A 19,028-nucleotide genomic window follows, 5' to 3' on the forward strand; every position below is an offset into this window, starting at 1 on the left:
CTCCGCTTCTATAGTATCCTGTCGATACCGTAATTGGTGGAATGCTTGGCATAGAACTCACGGCTGGCCTCCAGCAGTTTATCATCGATAATGCCAAGATATTGAATTGTGGTATCCAGATGCTTATGCCCCAGGGCTTGGCTTATCAATTCCAAGGGCCATTCTGCATTCCATCGTGTAACTGCGAAATATCTTCGCAGCATATGCGGCGTCAGTAAGGTTCCAGTTTTTTCTGCTGCACGGTCCAGCATGGAATAGACACTGTCGACTTTCAGCGGCTTTCCTGCCGTATCCCCGGAGATATTTATAAACAGGTAATTCTGGTATTGCAGCAGGTTCCGGTATTCCGCCAGGTAATGCAGCAGGAAATCAAAGGTATCGTCACTAATTTTGGCTTTCCGGAATTCTGCATTCTTGGCACGCGCCTGGTTCTCATTATCCTCCCGGAAATATACCCCAAGAGTATGGTTTTCATAGTCTATATCCCTGCTGTAATTCACGCCCAGGATTTCTCCGATCCGGAAGCCGGTTTCCGCCAGCAGCAGGAGCAGCAGCTGATCCCTGCTGTTGGTGCATGCCTGCAGAGCCTGAATAATTTCTTCTTCTGTTGCCGCACGCACGTTGCGTTCCTCTGCTTTCATAAATCCACGGAAAGCTTTGGAACGCAGGGTGCGTCTGACTCCCACTCCATTGGTTACTGTAATCTGACTGTAAGAGAGTACCCGAAGGCTTGGTACATAATCAATCTCTGATAAAAAGAAATAGAACCCGAACACATCCTTTAAGTATGCGTTGCAGGTTCCACTGTCAACATCCCCTATTTTCTTTTTTTCCGTATGACGGCCTTCCTTCAGCCAGTACAAAAACTGCGTGAAGTGGCTGGATTGTTCTTCAAAGCCTAATTTACAGACCTGAGGGAAATCCAGTTCCTTCTCTGCCAGGTATTCCAGGTAACAGCTGAGGGAAAAGGCATACCGTTTTACTGTGTTTGGGGAAAGATTGGACTTTGTCTTATGCTTCAGATATTTGCTGGGAAAGAGCGCAATATCCAATGTCTCCCTGTTTAAAATGTAATAGTACCGTTTTGTGCCTTCCTTCATAATTTCCACTGTATACCGTTTCACGGCTCCACCTCCTTTCCTAACGCCATACACAGTATATCGCGTCGGTATATGGATAGCCATACCCACCACCACTAAAGATTCTTACCTTTTTTGAAGCAGTACTAACAACGGAATTTTCTGCCTTTGCTATTTTCTTCCATTGCCACTCTATCTAAAACTGTCGCTGCCAAGACAGATAACTGTCTGAAAGTAATCAATATTCTTGAAAAGATATCCTCCCTGTAAGAGGGGAATACACCTGTATTTTACACAGGCTTATAAATGCCAGAAATGGTGCGCGTATGCTTGGGTACCTGAGAATACGGGATGAATCTATAATTAAAAGGGCGTCCGCGTTCCCCTGCATTACTGCTTTATAAAAGAAAGTTAAGCCGTTTTCTTTTCCCCATACTGTTGCACCCACGTCACAAGAACTGCCAACAACTTCAAAACCCATTTGTCCCGCATAGTCTGTAAGCTGCTGGAGCTGTCCTTTCAAAGCTCCATGGGTATCCTCCGGTGCATCAATATGGCAGTAGAGCCATACCCTTTTTCTCATCTTCACTGCACCCCTCCTCTTTCCTCTCAGGCAACACTATTTCCTTATTTGTTTCTCCCTTCAGGCCAAGACTGATACTAATAGCCCTATTCATACGATACATCTGCGCCTCATTCAGTCTTCCTATGTATTCCTTCAACCGGGAACGGTCAATCGTGCGTACCTGTTCCAGAAGAACCATGGAATTCCGATACAAGCCCGGAAAATCGCTCCCTATCCAGATGTGGGTGGGAAGACGATGCTTGCCAAGGCGGCTGGTAACCGCTGCCACGATCACCGTGGGACTGTACCGGTTGCCGGCATTATTCTGTATAATTACCACAGGCCTAATGCCTCCCTGCTCACAGCCTACTACAGGTGTGAGATCTGCATAGTAAATGTCACCTCTCTGTATTGCCATAACTATATCACCTCTGTTTCCTTCTCTTTCTTTTCCCTGCATTTATGCTCCAAATATCATGGGCATGCCCCTATCTTCATAAAACGCGGCAGCCCAGCCGTTGATGACCAGGCCGCCGCAGTCATTTATATAAATTTCCTGCTTGTACTTCATTTTCGTCTGCTCCTGTTCGACACTACTCCCCGGAGCCGGAAACCGGATGGTTCCCTCAGGCAGTCAGCAAAGACCAGCCCTGGTTAATGGCCGTCATGGGGTTCTTACCCCTCCGGGGATCTCCCGAAGCCGCCCTCATTGCGTGTTCCCGCTCCCGCGGGGCTGTGACTGGACGGAAGTATCATAATAGGCTGTTTCGGTTTTGGCGGGGCGGCCCACCATAGGCCTCTTTTGGATCAGACAGGTATCGCTTTGCACCTTCGATGTTATTGGGTTAACAGACAGCTCTGGCCTGTCTGCAGGTGGTCATGGCGTGTCCTCCATGCCGCTTTTCGCTTTCGCGCGAAACAGCTAATGTATCTATGCTGCTGGATATGAAATTATCAAGGATCATAAGAAGGCAGGTGGCCTTCACTTATTTACACGTTGGGAGAAGCTTTTGCACACCCTAAATTTCAAAATTTTTCAAATTTTTTTTAAGTTTGTGCAAAATTCTTAGTTTCCGCTTATGTATCGCGTTGTGGCAGATCCCTTTCTTCTGTGCAATGTCACGTTCTGATTTTTCGTCAAAATAGAGCAGTTCTACAAGCTCTTGTTCCTCTTTTGTTAACATTTGTATGGCATGATGTAACTCTTCAAACATAACAGCACGGATTGCTTCCTCTTCCACGGACGGTTGTTCTTTGGTAAATTGATGCTCCAAATCCAGGAGTCGATCCAGCGAGTCCTCCCGGCTGGATATACAGATTGCTTTTTCTTCTTTCTGGTTTATTTCATAATTCTCGGCCTTTAGGTCACGTTGTTGATATTGCATTTTTCTTTCTGTACGGCGGAGCACTTCTATGACTTCTTCGCTGGCCCCGGGATATATATTTCTAAAATCTGGAACTCTATATTTATTTTTCATTCTTTCTTCTCCTTGTCCTTCGTAATTACTCAAAAATGAAGAACAAGGGGGAGGTGAACGGCAACGAAACTTTTCCGCTTCTAGATGAACAAAAAATTGTAATAAAAAATAGTAATAGATGAGATAGGCTGACTTACAAATCAATTATGTCAAGCCTAAGTAATGTAAAATATTAGTATCTCTAAAAGCAATCGCATTTTCCCATCTAACCCTCTTTTTTTAGTGAAAACGCATTCTATTACCTGTTCTTTGCCCATCCAATTTATCAAGAGAATAAAGTTACTGAAATATGCAATGATCGTTATATTCTATATATAAAAAATCGACTCAACTTTTATTATATTTTGAAAGTTTTCATAGAATATTTTAAAAAATTCTCAAAAAAATTCTGCCACAAAAATACCGTCATGAGCAAAAACTCATAACGGTATCCTCAAACGAAAATGATATTTGTTCCTAGGCACTGTAACCCTTCCACAAACCTGCATAAATACTAAATCCCAAAATAAAAACGGTTAACATATCGTTTCCTTCTGAGTAAAAGAGCAGGAAAATGGAAGAACCACTACATTTGGAATATACATTTAGAATCTCACATAGAGAATAGATTATTATAACAATACAGCCTTATATAAATTTAATTTGTCCACTAACAGTCACATTTTGACTTTAAATGTATTTTGTAATATGATAATTAAGATTATGTTTAAATATGAATACCCTATTCCACACTCTACTACTTCTTGAAAAAGTAAATATTAAGGTTAATTGTGTAATTTAAATCAGAGAAAATATGAAAAAGTTTTTGAGAAGAAAATAAAAGATGTGAACATAACGTAAGCCTGAAAAAGGTTTAGCTCGACGGCCAGTTTTTGTCAGGAACCTATTACTCCATCCAACCAGAAATGCTACTAACAGTGCTGAATATTTTGTCAGCTTGCAAGGCCGGAGGAATGAGGCGATGCGCCGGCATCGTTGACTGACGACAACACGGCAGATGGCAAAATAGGCAGTACTGTCAGTAGCATTTCTGGCTGGATGAAGTACTATTTATTGTTTTATAATTATTTTGCAGGATTTCATAATCGTATCTAACACTACAGCGAACGTTCTTTTTGATTTTACCCACTTTTTTTGATACAATTAAAGGGGGTGGTTTTATGATGACTTATACGGCATATGATCCGGAAACTTTGGAACAATGGTGTTCCGACAAAACCAATTTTCAGCTTTTTGATTCCGCATTACACGATTATCTTCAGATATTTACAGACACCGGACCCTGGATAGTCGGCTTTTCCATGCACAGTGGATAGGCTGTGACACAGCCTACGGGAACGGCCACGCCTATTCCCGTTCCCCTCTATCCGATCAGCAGTTTATGGATACGTACCAGCAACGTCTGTCCGCCATACTGGATACTCCAGATGGCATGCTGTCTGTGGATGAGTGCGGTTTCGAACCGGAATTATGTGGAACCAGGCTCGGAAATCTGGCTGTACCTGCGTAAGTATCAAGATGGGAGAATCAAGTACTTCGTATCAAATGCCCCTGGGAAAATAGAACCACAGGAATTAGACCGTGCAGCAACCCTAAGATGGCCGATAGAACAGTGCTTTGAAGAATACAAAAGTTATTTGGGGATGGGCCATTATGAATGCCGGTTATTGCAGGAAACAATCACGTTCACCTGTTCCCATATGCTAGAGAAGGTATGCTAAAATCGTTGTGCCTATCTGTCTCACCGCAAAAAGAATCTAAAACGTTTACTGTAGTGCTAGTACGGGCCGTTCCCGAGCATCTCACCGATCAGACTCGGTTTATTGCAATATCCGCAGCCCTTCCCTGTTATCAACGAATATCAGAATTACCTCAAAGGCTGTAATATATCATCCATCCTGTATGACGAGCGTATGGACTTTATAACCAAAGTATATTTGATGCCTCCTATAATTGTATCGCTACAATTAGAATCGCACATTTTATTAGATTTCATTATTGTTTTTAAAGTATAACAGTTTAACTATACTTTTTAAAAATTTCTAAATTTCTTATATCTTTCTAATTTAATGTTTCTATGACTTTTTCTTTGATATGTATATATAAATCTTACAAATTCTTCATATAAACACTCACAGACATTAGTCATTGATTCTATTTCGATTGGAGTATCTTCTCTAATAATCTTATCTACAATCTTCAGATCATATAACTCTTTTGCCGAGAACTTTAGTTTATTAATAGCTTTATTAACCATTTCTGCATTTTTCCAAACAATAGAAGCATATCCCTCAGGAGATATTATGGAGTATATGGAGTTCTCTAACATCCAAACTTCATTAGCTACTCCTAATGCCAAGGCCCCACCGCTTTCCCCTTCCCCAACAATGACAGATAAAATAGGGACACTTATATCTGACATATCATACAGGTTTCTTGCTATAGCTGAAGATTGTCCATGCTTTTCTGCTTCTTCTCCACAATATGCTCCAGAGGTATCAATAAGGCATATAATCGGACGCCTAAACTTCTCAGCCTGTTTCATCAGTCTGAGAGACTTCCTATATCCTTCCGGCATTGGCATTCCAAAATTTCTATACACAGCATCCTGCATTGACTTCTTACCTTTTTGAATACCTACAACTGTTATAGGAATTCCATCAAGTGACGCTATTCCACAAATTATCGCAGGATCATCTCCATATAATCTATCTCCATGAAATTCTAAAAAATCCGGGAATAAGTATTGAATATAGTCTTCACTTGTAGGACGCTTCTGAGATCGTGCAATCTTCACTTTATTTAATTTAGTTTCCGGCATCTGTATATCAATATTTCCATGTACATTTCCTGCTTTGTTCCGGTGAATTGTCATTTTTCTCTTTGCACCATGTAACCGTAAAATTTTGCTAATAACTTTTTTTTCGTTTTTAATATCAACAATATAATCTATCTGTCCATGGTTCATTTGAAATTCGGCTTTCTGGAAACTGTCCGGCATTTTCTTACCTATTGTCTGTTCCATAACCCGTGGGCCTGTAAATCCTATAAAGGAATCAGGTTCTGCAAGTATAATATCAGCTAAAGTTGAAAAACTGGCTAATACTCCTCCTGACGTCGGATTAGTTAATAAAGAAATATAAAGCAAGCCAGCCCTACTATGTTTTTTTACAATAGCTGCTGTCTTTTCCATCTGCATTAAAGAAAAAATACCCTCCTGCATCCTTGCACCTCCTGAACAACAAATTAGAAGTACAGGCAGCCTTAGCTTTATTGCTCTCTCAAATAACCTACATATTTTTTCGCCTACGATAAATCCCATGCTTGCCTTCATAAATTTAGTATCCATAATGCCAATCGCCAGCACTTGTCCGTTAATCTTTCCTTTACCACACAGTATGGCATCATAAGCATTTGTTTCTTTCCTTGCCTTTTCTAATTTCTCTAAATAATCCCTCTCAACATTAAAGGGTAGTTCCCGAAGATCAGAATCCCATTCTTCAAAAGAACGCGAATCTATTATATTATATAGTCGTTCATATGTGTTGTTTATAAAACATTCTTCACATCGTTCCGCTAATTTACTTCTTTTAAATCCATCCATAATAGCATCCATATTTTTATACCCACTTGCTGATAATTGTAAACATCCAAAATAGTTACTTTCCTTTTAGGAAAGTTTCAGATATCATAACCAATAGAGTGTTTTTTTAAATAGTCTACAATATCATTCACTGTTTTCATATTCTCTACTATAGAATAAGGAATTTCTATATCAAACGCCTCTTCTAATGCCAGAAATATTTCCATGATTGCCAGGGAATCTGCTCCCAGATCTTCTTGTATTCTGCTGTCTTCTTTTATCTCACTAACCTCAATGTCCAATTCTTCTGATAGTATATACTTTATCTTATTTATCATCTTATCTCCTTCACTACAATAAGAAACATATGAGTACATCATTGTTTACACCTAATGTTAATAATTAAATATATTTTTAAGCTTATATTTGCTTACATGTTCCATCGCTTTCTCCCAATTCTTGTTCAAAGCATAAATAAAACTAAGCTCATGTTCAATAGAGTGTTCTTTATTTTCAAGAGTCTTCAAAGAGTATTCTGCAGTACTATAATCAAGAGATTTATCTTTGTTGTTTAAAAGAGGTCCCATAATTTCTATTATTTCAGTTAACCTATAATACACATCAGGATCCTCTAAGAATAAGTTGTCTATAATAGATTTTTCATAATCTTGTATTTTCGTATATGTCCATGGACGTTCAATTTGGGGAATATTATGTACTTCTCTGATTATAGGAATAATTCTATTTTTAAAAAACAAATCCAGCCACCTAACTTCGTTATAGCATGAATCTATTTTTTCTCCAAGATTTCCTACCCAAAGCAAATAGCTACTCCACATTGGAATTACAAAAATATCTTTTAATGTCATACTTTTTATTAACATTATCATAGTAATAAAGATAGAAGGAACCTTTTTAATTTCCGTTTCTGTAGCGAGCAACGTACCTGAAAACTCAACACAGTGAAAAACAATTCTACCGTTTGGTCTTAGCAATTTTAAATATAAAGAAAAAAATTGTTCATCATAAGCTTCGCTTACATATCCTTTTTCATCATATACATCTACAATAATCAAGTCAAACTTATCTGTACTCTCTTTAACGAAATCTTTAAAATTACAATATCTAATGATAAACTTGTCTTTTTCTGTATTGAAATCCATATAGCCCTTATCTATTTCTATTCCAACACCAGTACATTCTATTCCCCATTTTTCGAGTATTTTAAGAAAAGTTCCAGCCCCATGTCCAATAGAAAGTATGTAAGGATTATCTAAAGTAGCAACAGCCCATGCTAAATAGTCCCAATATTTAAAAGTAAGTTTTTCCTTTGGAATTATAGAATGCTTTAAATTTGTTGGATTACCAGATTTATTATCCAGAACGATAAACTCGTTATTTATTTTCGTCCATGTATTCATAAATATCACCTTTTTCTTCTTCTAAAATAAGTGTAGGTTTTACTTCATTACAGCTCCATATCGCATTAGCTTTGTAATTATCTTCACCTAATATATTTGGAGTATCTTTTATAAATTTATGGTGCCTATACCACAATCTCCATTTTGCCGGATTATTAATAAGATGAACCCTAAAAAAACTCATCAACGACGAAGCTGTAAAATTAATATCTTTAGATAGAATAGGACGAGATACTGTTATTTCAGCATCATTAGATTCAATTGCCCCAATTGCAGGTATATTAAATTTATTTAAAAATCTGAATAGTCCACTCCTTACTTCTATTGTTGAACTAATAAAAGGTAATAGAATTGGATGTAGATCATCACCAACACCTGTCAATCCGTCTAAATAAACAATTATTACCCCTCCATTTTTAACATGCTTAGCCATCTGTAACCCTACTTCCGGCCGTTCAGCAATTACCATTTTCACTCGCATTTCCTCATAAAAGTCCCCCCACAGCTTTAAATTTTTTTCTGTACTATATGACTCTGAATCCACTATCAATAATATATCTTTATCAGCTTTCAGTTTATGCATTTCTTCTATAAATAGTTGTGCAACATGACGGTGTGCGCCATAATGATATAAAACCAATGCAAATCCTTTATTTGAATATAGCATTCGAATATCTGACAGTGAAAAACCTAAAAACTTTTCAAAATTTAGACTTTGAGCTGGACCTATACGATGTTTTTCCTGTTCTTCAATTTTTCGACAATATTCTTTCCACACATTAATTGGTTCATAATAACCAAGAAATCTTAATTCCTTAATTATATTTGATAATGCTAAAAAGTAATCCAGAGAAAGAATTCTATTTTCCATTTTGTCACCTCTTTAAATAGTTATTGATATGAATACTTAATTTCTTTGACTAAATATGCTCAAAGCTGTAATCATTATTAGAAGTGGGATATCATAATCTCCATTATGAATATCTCCCTTAGAATTTCCTTCAACAATATCTAAACCGACGACATTTGGAATAATCATAGATATATAATTAAGAAATTCATTTAAAAAATAACCATCAGGAACTGCATAATCCACATACGGAAAAATTGATGGATCCAAGCAATCTAAATCAATGGAGAGATAATGACTCTTACTTTTGTATTTATTTAAGTAAAATTTAATTTGCTCATTTTCATTATTATCTTTTGATATTCTAATAACTTTCCCATTATCAATTATTTGATTCTCTACACGTAACCCCCTACTACCTATCTGAATAATTTTTTCTACAAACGGCAACTGGGAAATAAAAGAAAATACATTTCCATGATCCATATCACTATCGATAGGATACAAATCATTATGGGCATCAAAATCCCATATTATAAGACCTGAAAATTTACTATCTAAATTGTATATAATGTCATATACAATTGAATGATCTCCGCCAATGCAAATAAATGGTTTATTTGCGTCTGTCGAACATGATACAGCTTTATTTATATTTTTTTTAAGTTCCAGTCGTGTTTCAGCCAATAAATTACCCAAATCTAATATTTTTCCGCAATCAAAAACTCTATTATTTTTTATCTCTGTTATCTTTATATTCGATGGCATTGGATAACTATTAAAACATTGCAATCTGTTTGATGACAATCTTAACTGTTCGGGAAATTTATCTACAGATGTTCTATCATATCGACTTCCATATTTAGCTGGAATACCAAAGATTATTGCATCAGGATTTGAATATGGATAATAGTATGAAAAAAAGGGGGGTACTAATTCTTCACTAAAGTGATTTTTTCTTTCATTATAATCAATTTTACAATATGTATTCTTTTTTTTGTCATAAAGATAAATAAAGCCATTTTCTATTGACCTTATTTCATATTTTTCCATCAAAATTATTTCCTTCTTTCGTAAGTTTGATTATTCTAAATAATACTCGAATCCAAACAACAATGTAAAGAAATTTCATCAGCACAAAACTCTCATTCTTTATTGTTGAATTACTGGAATAAAAACAAAAGCCAATAACAGTAATTAAATTCAATAAGAATACTAAGATCCACAAAATTACTTTCATAAATTTAGTTGGATATCCCATAAATAAATATGCTCCATCTGTATTTGAAAATGGGACTAAATTAATAGATGTAATACTTAGATTTAAAAATGCTAGTTGCTGAAGTACATCCTTTTTTAGAAAAACTAAAACTAAAATATTGGCCAAACATTGGCATATAATACCGTTAACAGTAAAAAAAACATATTGTCTATAACTCATATTTGTTGGATAAATAAAATGGGTTTGAACCCTAGGTAATTTTATATTTATTGCCACGAAATTCCCGCCGATTATATACATAGCAATAACATGTCCGATTTCATGTATTAATATCATTATCATAATATATAATAAAAAGATTAATAAAAGTTTAATAATATCATTGCCTCCTGTTAAACAAATAAGATTTAAATTTAAAATATCTAAAGATTTTATATGTTTATTCTTTATAGCACCAAAGTCATTTAGTTAACTAAATAACTTTGGAACTGATGCAATAACTCATATGTATATCTTCTTAATACTATGAACTGTATGAGTTATTGCATCACATACTTTTAAAAGAATAAAATACATAACTTCTTTCGACTGTTTACAGTTTTTGATTATGACTATGATTTTATTATTATGCCTTTTGAAATCAGCATCTGATTAAACAACGGATTAAGTTACGTTGAGATTCTAACTTTTTCAGTTCTTCAGCTGTTAATGGCTTTTCTTTCTGCTTATTTTCCTTTTCCATTGATGAATCCCTCCTTCCTTTTTCTTAAACATTTAGACATCAAGATAAGAGCTAAACAAATGAGTTATTGAATCATTATTCCTTTTGAAAAATCAGCATCTGATCAAGCAACGGATTAAGTTACGTTGAGATTCTAACTTTTTCAATTCTTCAGCTGTCAACGGTTTTTCTTTCTGCTTATTTTCCTTCTCCATTAATGAATTCCTCCTTCTTTTGTTATTTAACATTTAAACATCAAGATAGGTACACATATGTAAAATTATATTCCTGATGTATGTCATCTCTCTTTTGGGTGGTAAAAGATTGTAGCTTACAAAATATGCCACTAACCCATCTATTTGTGACCACCATAATCTTGAAAAAGCTTCAACAATTTCAGGCGCAATATTAGGTTTTGTTTTATAAATAATCTCTTCTACGATCCCTAAACTGGTATTTGCATTTTCTTTCATTTTATCTCTAAGTAATTCGTTTTTTGATGCTTCAAGCCAAAATTCAAATTTAATTCTGGCAAAATTCAGATTATCCTCTGTCCACTCATTTACACTCTCATCCCAGACACAAAGTAATTTTTCGGTTAATGTCATATCTTCAGATATAACCTGACTTAATGTGTCTCCAAGAGAAGGGGAATTTATAAAGTCATTCCAGTGCTCTGCTAATTCAAAAAAAATCTCTTCTTTACTCTTAAAATAATTGTATACTAATCCTTTACTAATGCCCGCTTCCCTTGTAATATCATCTATTGATGTAGCATAATATCCTTTTTTGGAAAAAAGGCCTAAAGCGGTTTTTAGTATATCCATTTGGCGTTGTTTCTTTTTTTCTTCTGATATCTTAGGCACTATGAAACCTCCGCATATATTTCATAATTTTCTTTGCTAGTAAAAATCAATATGATAATCGATATAAAGACAATAACTCCACCCGAAATAAGATATAGGTTATTAATGTTAAATTTATCAAGCACTATTCCTGTTATCATATATGAAACTGGTTGAAGACCGGTAGAGCATAAAAATTGTATGCTCATTACCCTTCCAACAAGAAAATCTGGAGTAAGTTGTTGTATTGTAGTAATAAATAATACATTTATGACTCCCAAAAGTAGTCCGGCTATAAATACAGCACCCAGAATTACCGGTTTCGAAGAACTGAAACTGAAAACCCCCCATACAATACCGAGAATAAGTGAACATCCTAAAATCATACGAATTGATTGGGCATTTTGCCTTCGTTTCATATTTCCTATTAAAATGGCACTTATCAAAGAACCCAGCCCCGTCATAGATAATAACTTCGTATATCCATCCACTCCTTCGGGAAGATTGATCATAGCTATTACAGGGTAACCGACCTGTTGAGGACCGATAATGCATAAATTTAGGATTGCAGTAAAAATCAATAATAATATTAATATAGGAAGTTTGAATAAATGCTTAAAGGATCCCTGTGGCGATACTCCCTCTTCATCTATACTATCGCTTTTCTCTTTATTATCCTTGTATTTTACTTTAACAAAAAGAAACAATGCAGTGATACTAGCAATAGCCAGTATCGGATATGCTTTATCGCTTGTTTTTTCAACAATGATTCCAGCTACAAGAGGGCCTACCAGCGTAGAACCTTGGTTAATAAACTGCATAACTGAATTAGCTTTTTGTAAATACTCCCTATTTACTAACGCCGGGATTGCAGAATAGAGCGCTGGTAATAGGGCTGCACTTAATCCCCCAAACAAAATTGCAAAAATAAAAATAAAATTTGTATTAACAATATTTATTTGAGTCACAAGAAAAAGGGAAAACATCAAAACACCTAATAATCCGCTTCCAATAACAAGAGTTTTAAATATACCCATCTTATCTGTTAAAAACCCACTGACCGGTAATATAAAAATTCTTGGTATTACCATAGCGGTCATAACGGAACTTAACAATAATATGGAACCAGTACTCTTCATAATCAGGGACACTTGTAAAACACTGTATAATTGATTGATAAGAAATAAAATAATACATGCACTAAAAAAAAATATAGCATTAATAGATAGAAACTTTTCTTTTTTTTCCATAAACTAAATACCTTTCAAAATTAAAAACTGACTATTTAGTTTATTATACCTCAAATTTATTTTTTTACAAGTGTTTTTTTATATTATTTAAAATATTTATCAAAGAACGTCCTTTCCTAACTGTTTATACAAATGCTACATCCCATTTATTTCTTACCTCCAGCAAAGCATTTCCTCTGGTAAAATACTGTTCCCCCGAGGTTTCTGCCAATACATCGAATCGTCATAAGCTTTAGATCTATTTCCCCTCCTTAACAGAAAGTGGAGATTACCTTTCAATTCCCCTTAAAAAGAACGATGTATTGATTCCTTTATTATTATCTATTTCGTCAGAGTTGGCCATTCATGTTCCCCCTCTAATGGAATTTTTTTTCGATGTTACATTATTGTAAAAACTTAAGATATTCCTACACAATCATAAAAACAATCATTCGCACCATGCATTGCCTTTATGCTTTTTTAGATTTGAACTACCTGAGCTATAATTAGAAAGGAAAAAATCCATAAACACTTTTTCATAGTCATGCGTTCTCCTCCTGCATAAATCCCCTAGCATTCTTCCTTGTTATAAAAAGGCACAAGTGATCGCCATCTCACTTGTGCCTTTTTGAATAACAATCCAGAAACACACCGTTACCTGTTTCCCATTTGTAAATATCAGAATCCCTATTCTTCCCTATAGCTTTCTGAGGTATCACCAGCTTCCGACTCTTCCTGTTCCTTTTCCTCTGCCGGCTCTTCATTGGCGGACAGTGACTCCATTTCTTCAGAAGGCGGTTCCGCTGCACTGCTGCTTTCGGTTTCTGTCCCTCCTGTTTCTTCCTGCTCTTTTGACTCCCCCTGCTCTTCCCTATCCTGCGTTTCCGTTTCAGCCACTGTCTCTTCCGGTACCGTTTCTGTCCCCATCTCTTCCCCTATTTCCGATTCCCTTTCTTCTTCCTCCCGGTTCGACCCTTCGTCATTCGGGATAGCTACGTAGTCCTCATACCTTTTCGGTATATAAGCATTGACTGCCACCTGTGTAACAGGAGCAACATAGACTTCCGGATCATACAGGATATGCGCCCCTATGATCTGCCCATCCACAAAGCCGCATCCCACATCCCAGCCCACAAACGTGGCATTTGTCTTCCCGCAGGACAGCCTGTCATAGGTATGCGTGGAACTGTCATAGCCATGGAATCCATCGATTCCCGGGCCGTGGTGCTCGGTAAAGGATATCTGGCCATAATTATCATCCGCCCCGCAGCTGCTATGTTTACGGATTACATTCTGTTTGATTTTATGCACATTTCCATGGCAGCTGCACCAGGTATCGCCTTCACTCCAGAACCCTCCGTTTCCATGTACGGTTACCGTACAGGTGGCTTTCGAATAACATGCCGGGCCATGCTGGTGGTAGCGCTTTTTTGTATAGCACCCGCTTCCCTTCTCACTGTCACCGGTATGATAGTGGTAATCATAGCTTATCGTCCCGGGTACCTGCTCCACGCCTATAACCAGCTGCTGTTCTACCCGGAGGATGGCCTCATAAAATTCATGGAACGTGGCATCCTTCGTTATCGGTACGTTTTTTGCGAGCAATGCGGATGCCAACAGCTGTTTGCCATCACTCGCACGCTGAAAAACCGACTGCACATCCTGCTCCAGCTGGGAGAAGCCTGCCGAAGTATGGTTCTCCAGTTCTGCAATCCGGTTTAGCAGCTCTCCCTGATTACCCTCAACAGCCTGGTTCACGTTGCTGACTGAAGTAGATAAATCAGAAAAATGATTTTCAAACCGGCTTACCATTTCCTCCTTATTGCTGGCCACATTCTCCCCGATATTGGTTACTGTATTTGTAAGGCTTTGAAAATTCTGATCTACATGGCTGCTCAAATCCGCAAACCATTTCTGGATCCCTTCCGTTTGCGTCTGCAGGGTAAGGATCAGCTGATCCAGATTTCCGGTACTTGTCTCAGAAAAAGACGTATCCATCCGGGTAAGAGTGGCTAGCAGCTCCTGCTGTTTTTCATTTTCGGATGACTGCAGGGCCTCTATCATCTCTTTGATTTCTTCATGTGACCGGTTCATTACCGATTGGATTTCCGAAAGGTTCGTCTGGATTCCTGTAAACCGTGCGAGAATCTCTTCCATCCTGCTGGTATCCAACTCGTCCATATCCTGCAATACCCCTGCAATCTCCTCCTGGGTATGGGAAATATCGGTATGGGCCTTCTCCAGATTGGACAGCAGCTGATTCACCCCGGTATCTGTTTCCGCCAGCTGGGCCTCCAGGGTTTCAAAGGCTTCCTTTAACGCCGATGCGAAAGCAGAGTGCAGCGTATCAAGTACCAGCAACAGCTCTTCCTGGGATTCCTCCAGATTTATAAGCAGATCCTTGTTCTCCTGCTCCCCTGTTTTTCTCAGTTCTTCCAGAAGCTTTGTAATATCCTGGTTTACCGCAACAAGCTTCTCACGCACAGAAGTCTCCAGCTTATCGACTGTATTTTTGATGGATTCATACCGGTCTGCGCTGTTGGTGTCTGCGGTATGGATCCGTTCTGTCAGCTCTGTCTGCACCGTATCCATCTCATCCTGGATGCTCTCCAACTGCATCTGAATTTCACCATATACTTCCGTATTGGAATTCTGCGTACAGTCAAATTGATTTTCATAAGCTGTAAACTGCTCCTTCAGGCCATTGATTGTAAGCTGCAGGTCTGCCACATGTTCCTCCAGGCTGGCATAACCGCCATCTTGCACGGTAGTCAGGTGCAAAATTTCTTCTTTGTTTTCTGTTATACTCTGATCCATCTGTGTCAGATATTCGGAGATTGCAGTCAGATCCTGTTTCATCTCTTTAGTCCATGTGTTTTGCACAACCATTCCGGAACCGTCCCCCTGATCCGACGGGGAAAGAGCGGACTCCTTATGCGCAGAATAAAAATCTACCGTCCACTCCGCCAGTTCTCCTGCTTCTTTTTCGGCCAAAACCCCTGACTGAAGAAAAGCTTCGCGCAAAGCGGAGACACTTTCTTCCCCTGCCGTCCCATCCGGCAGTTTTCCCAGTACCTCACAGGCTATGTTCGCTATGGCCGGTATCCTGCCGTCGTCCCCGGACAGCCAGGGAATCCCCCCTGCCTCCAGCGCCTCCGCCATTTCGGCCTGCATATCCCCCCTTCCCTCCTGCATTTGGGAAACAGCTAATCCGGTTACTAAAACAGCTATAAAAACCACCAGCAGGACAATCCCCGCCAGAAGCTTCCTGTCCTTTTTACTCCATTCCTTCTTTTTCATTCTCTGCTCCTTTTCTGTAACGGTTAAGGCAGGCAACGGTACCCTTTTCTTACCTGACATGAAAAAAGAAGCATAAACCACAATGCTTCTTCCCTCTTCCTCCTCCTGTTCCGTGCCTTCCCGGTTATTCTCTTTTCTCTGCGCTGTCTTTTCTTCTCTTGTTCCCTTCCAGCATACGTCATCCTGGCATATCCCATATGGCACCGGGGAGGCAGATCCCACCCCACGCGTATTTGCCCAAAAAACAGACGGATCCGGTTCCCCCTTCTTTCCGGCAGCCTGTCAGCCTCTTCCTTCTATGGAGTCCGTCCCCGGCGGAGGCCTGCAGCGTATGGTATAAAGCAGGCTGCTCCGCCCTCCATTCTCCCGCCAGCGTTGTTCTTTCCTTAGAAGCCCTGCCTGCACCAGATCCGCAATAGCACGCTCCACCGTCCGGCGGGAGAGGTTCAGCTCCCGTGCGATGGTGCCAATCGACGGAAAACATTTCCCCTCCGCATCCGCCCGGTCCTGCAGATACATATAGACGGCTTTCGCCCGGTGGGGAAGGTTTTCCCGGTAAATGTATTTAAAATATCCCATTTTTAACCTCCTGTTAATCCGTCCGCAGCGGCGGTTTTCCAGCCCGTTCCACAGGCCTCCTGGGAACCCGGGAAGGATCCCGCCGTATTCTGTACGGCGTTTCATCTGCCGGTGAAACGGGCTGCCGCCACTCGGGGAGATCCTCCTCTTCCTCCCCGCTCTGTCTGGCGATTTCCTGCTCCAGTTCATACCGGTCTGCATAAACCACCTTCCGAACTGCACGCTCTTCCTCTATAAACTCTTTATCCAGGCAAATCCCCCAGTGTAAAAACAGCGGCAGCTTTGTCCGCATGGGGTTGCAGCCTGTCTTTGCCAGGATAAACTGCCCTTTGGGAAGTGTTTTCAGCTCATCCGGCGTCATCAGCGGCCGCTGGATCATCTGCAGGCTCTGGCTGGGATCATTCTTTCCCCTGGATATGGATCCGCTCATCACCGTCTGGTTTCCCAGCGCTTTGGACAGGATCTCTGCACTTTCCGAATTCGGCGCAAAACCGCCGAACAGGATGTCCTGGCAATTGTCGATGATAATTGCGGCCCCCTCCTTCCCGTAATTCCGTTCCAATTGTGCAAAGCTCTGGATGATCGGCACCATGGAAATCCGGCGGGAACGTCCGGCGGAAAACATCATTTCCATGGACTGGATTTTGGGTATGGTCCCGATCTCATCAGCAAACACCATCACCCGGTTGGGAAGCTTCCCGCCGTGTTCATCGGCGATGGTCAGCATCTCCCGGTAGAGCTGCTGCAGGAACAGGCTCACCATGAAATACTTGGTGTTGTCCTCTTCCGGAAGTACAAGAAAGATGGCAGACTTCTCGTTACAGAAAGTTTCCGTGTCCAGGGAGCCGTCAAAACAGAGGATCTGTTCCAGTTCGGAATCCAGGAAGGCGTTTAAGCGGGACATGGCGGTGGTCAGGACGGAGGCCATGGCCTGATCGGCTGAGTTTAAGGCAGCGCCCGCAAACCAACGGGCCTTATGCTCCGGGGGCAGCTTGTCCATCAGGAGCTGGAACTGGCTTTTATTCTTAACCGGGGACGGGGCCAGCAAATCCTGGATCATCTTGAACACCGAAACGATATGGCGCTTCGGGGGAGGGCAGTACTGGGCAATGAGCAGGATCACACTGGCAAGCAGCCCTTCCGCCGCATCATAGAAAAAAGCGTTCTGCCCATAGCTGCCGGCATCCTCCCCGTTGGAGCAGATGATGGTTTTTGCTGTGATTTTGGCATACTTTTCCGCTTTGGCTTTGTAAGCCAGGTTCTCCGGATGGGCCAGCCAGGCATCCATGTACCGGTTGACCAGCATCAGGATGTTGTCCCCATCCGAGCGGGTGGGGTTTCTCAAATCCAGGATAGAAATCCGGTAGCCGTAATAGTCTTTTGCAATCCCGGCATAGCTGCGGAACAGATCTCCTTTGGTGTCGGTGGTGAGGAAACTCATGCCGGAGGCACAGGCATATTCGATGTTGGGGTATAAAAAGAAGGCGGTTTTCCCTACGCCTGCGGCTCCAATCATCAGGCAGTGGATGTCGCCGCTGTCTACCAGGGCGGTTAAGGAACCGCCCTTTTTCCGGTACCCAACTACCAGGCCCTGGGTGGAAGGCAGGTTTTCTCCACGCCTCCACCGTTTTGGATCGTAGGGGACATGGGAATAGGTCTGTTGAATCTCCTTTTCGGAAGCAAAGCGTGCCGTACCGTACTGGCCGTCCCCTACGATCCGGGATTTGATACCATCCAGTGTGTAATAGTGGGCCAGCATGGATAATCCGCCGATGACAGCGAACATCCCCAGGCCGCATACCAGGAGCAGTACAATTTGTGGTGTCTGCATGGATTCCTCCTTTATAAAGTAAATTTATTGTGCTTGAAACAAAGATGGTAAGACTTATCCATTCCCCAACAGGAAAAGAAAACATAAAAAAAAGCAGCAAATCTTTAGGAAAGACTTACTGCTTGATGGGCCGCAAACGATGAAAGACGAATATTCAATTATAAAAGTAAAGAGGGAATTGGCAATCCTGCTCTCTCTCTTCAACAAATGAGAAGTTGCACGTTGGCAATGAGCCATGCAAAAAAGGATGAAAGCGAATTTGCGTTGTGCTCGCACATAAGCAAATTTGATTTTGACCTTTTTTATAGGGCGAAGCCTGTGACCG

Annotated in this window: 16 protein-coding genes; 1 reads left to right on the forward strand and 15 read right to left on the reverse strand. The window is 39.9% G+C overall.

The features are described 5' to 3' along the window. Positions 1–8: 8 nt before the first annotated feature. The 4 genes from DXA36_RS20095 to DXA36_RS20110 form a co-directional block, all read right to left on the reverse strand. The gene (locus tag DXA36_RS20095; RefSeq protein ID WP_118681260.1) at positions 9–1,124 is read right to left on the reverse strand and encodes a tyrosine-type recombinase/integrase; all 1,116 of its coding nucleotides are present in this window, start codon (positions 1,122–1,124) and stop codon (positions 9–11) included. Positions 1,125–1,317: 193 nt separating this feature from the next. Next, the gene (locus DXA36_RS33055; RefSeq protein WP_182479181.1) at positions 1,318–1,668 is read right to left on the reverse strand and encodes a hypothetical protein; all 351 of its coding nucleotides are present in this window, start codon (positions 1,666–1,668) and stop codon (positions 1,318–1,320) included. Further along, positions 1,628–2,062 carry a type II toxin-antitoxin system PemK/MazF family toxin gene (locus DXA36_RS20105; RefSeq protein WP_118681285.1) on the reverse strand — a complete coding sequence of 145 codons (435 nt, stop codon included), beginning with the start codon at positions 2,060–2,062 and terminating at the stop codon, positions 1,628–1,630. The genes DXA36_RS33055 and DXA36_RS20105 overlap by 41 nt, the downstream gene beginning before the upstream one ends. Before the next feature lie 601 nt (positions 2,063–2,663). Further along, the gene (locus tag DXA36_RS20110; RefSeq protein ID WP_118681261.1) at positions 2,664–3,122 is read right to left on the reverse strand and encodes an RNA polymerase sigma factor; all 459 of its coding nucleotides are present in this window, start codon (positions 3,120–3,122) and stop codon (positions 2,664–2,666) included. Between the two features lie 1,160 nt (positions 3,123–4,282). Between DXA36_RS20110 and DXA36_RS33060 the strand changes: the two genes are divergently transcribed. Then, complete coding sequence (locus tag DXA36_RS33060) at positions 4,283–4,438, forward strand: hypothetical protein (RefSeq protein ID WP_182479182.1); 156 nt, start codon at positions 4,283–4,285, stop codon at positions 4,436–4,438. 716 nt (positions 4,439–5,154) lie between these two features. Here DXA36_RS33060 and accA read toward each other — a convergent pair. The 11 genes from accA to DXA36_RS20170 form a co-directional block, all read right to left on the reverse strand. Then, positions 5,155–6,726, reverse strand: a complete 1,572-nt coding sequence (gene accA / locus DXA36_RS20120) for an acetyl-CoA carboxylase carboxyl transferase subunit alpha (RefSeq protein ID WP_182479183.1) — start codon at positions 6,724–6,726, stop codon at positions 5,155–5,157. Positions 6,727–6,803: 77 nt separating this feature from the next. Continuing rightward, complete coding sequence (gene acpP, locus DXA36_RS20125; RefSeq protein ID WP_118681263.1) at positions 6,804–7,043, reverse strand: acyl carrier protein; 240 nt, start codon at positions 7,041–7,043, stop codon at positions 6,804–6,806. Positions 7,044–7,100: 57 nt separating this feature from the next. Further along, a complete protein-coding gene (locus tag DXA36_RS20130) occupies positions 7,101–8,126 on the reverse strand; it encodes a class I SAM-dependent methyltransferase (protein WP_118681264.1) in 1,026 nt (341 codons plus the stop codon). After that, positions 8,101–8,997 (reverse strand): hypothetical protein, encoded by an 897-nt coding sequence (locus DXA36_RS20135; protein WP_118681265.1) that lies wholly within the window; start codon positions 8,995–8,997, stop codon positions 8,101–8,103. The genes DXA36_RS20130 and DXA36_RS20135 overlap by 26 nt, the downstream gene beginning before the upstream one ends. A 36-nt stretch (positions 8,998–9,033) precedes the next feature. Continuing rightward, positions 9,034–10,029 carry an arginase family protein gene (locus DXA36_RS20140; protein ID WP_118681266.1) on the reverse strand — a complete coding sequence of 332 codons (996 nt, stop codon included), beginning with the start codon at positions 10,027–10,029 and terminating at the stop codon, positions 9,034–9,036. Then, on the reverse strand, positions 10,016–10,474 hold the full coding sequence (locus DXA36_RS20145) for a hypothetical protein (protein ID WP_147366629.1): 459 nt from the start codon (positions 10,472–10,474) through the stop codon (positions 10,016–10,018). The genes DXA36_RS20140 and DXA36_RS20145 overlap by 14 nt, the downstream gene beginning before the upstream one ends. Before the next feature lie 693 nt (positions 10,475–11,167). Beyond that, positions 11,168–11,785: a TetR/AcrR family transcriptional regulator gene (locus DXA36_RS20150; RefSeq protein ID WP_118681268.1), complete on the reverse strand. Its 618-nt coding sequence runs from the start codon at positions 11,783–11,785 to the stop codon at positions 11,168–11,170. Further along, complete coding sequence (locus tag DXA36_RS20155) at positions 11,785–13,014, reverse strand: MFS transporter (RefSeq protein ID WP_118681269.1); 1,230 nt, start codon at positions 13,012–13,014, stop codon at positions 11,785–11,787. Before DXA36_RS20155 ends, DXA36_RS20150 begins: the two co-directional genes overlap by 1 nt. A 666-nt stretch (positions 13,015–13,680) precedes the next feature. After that, on the reverse strand, positions 13,681–16,293 hold the full coding sequence (locus tag DXA36_RS20160; RefSeq protein ID WP_147366630.1) for a hypothetical protein: 2,613 nt from the start codon (positions 16,291–16,293) through the stop codon (positions 13,681–13,683). 282 nt (positions 16,294–16,575) lie between these two features. Next, entirely contained in the window at positions 16,576–16,872 is a 297-nt protein-coding gene (locus DXA36_RS20165; RefSeq protein ID WP_118681271.1) for a helix-turn-helix domain-containing protein, read from the reverse strand. 13 nt (positions 16,873–16,885) lie between these two features. Next, the gene (locus DXA36_RS20170) at positions 16,886–18,703 is read right to left on the reverse strand and encodes a VirD4-like conjugal transfer protein, CD1115 family (RefSeq protein WP_182479184.1); all 1,818 of its coding nucleotides are present in this window, start codon (positions 18,701–18,703) and stop codon (positions 16,886–16,888) included. Between the last annotated feature and the right edge of the window lie 325 nt (positions 18,704–19,028).

Origin of the sequence: Eisenbergiella sp. OF01-20, assembly GCF_003478085.1 — a bacterium.
In the GTDB taxonomy this organism is placed as follows: domain Bacteria; phylum Bacillota; class Clostridia; order Lachnospirales; family Lachnospiraceae; genus Eisenbergiella.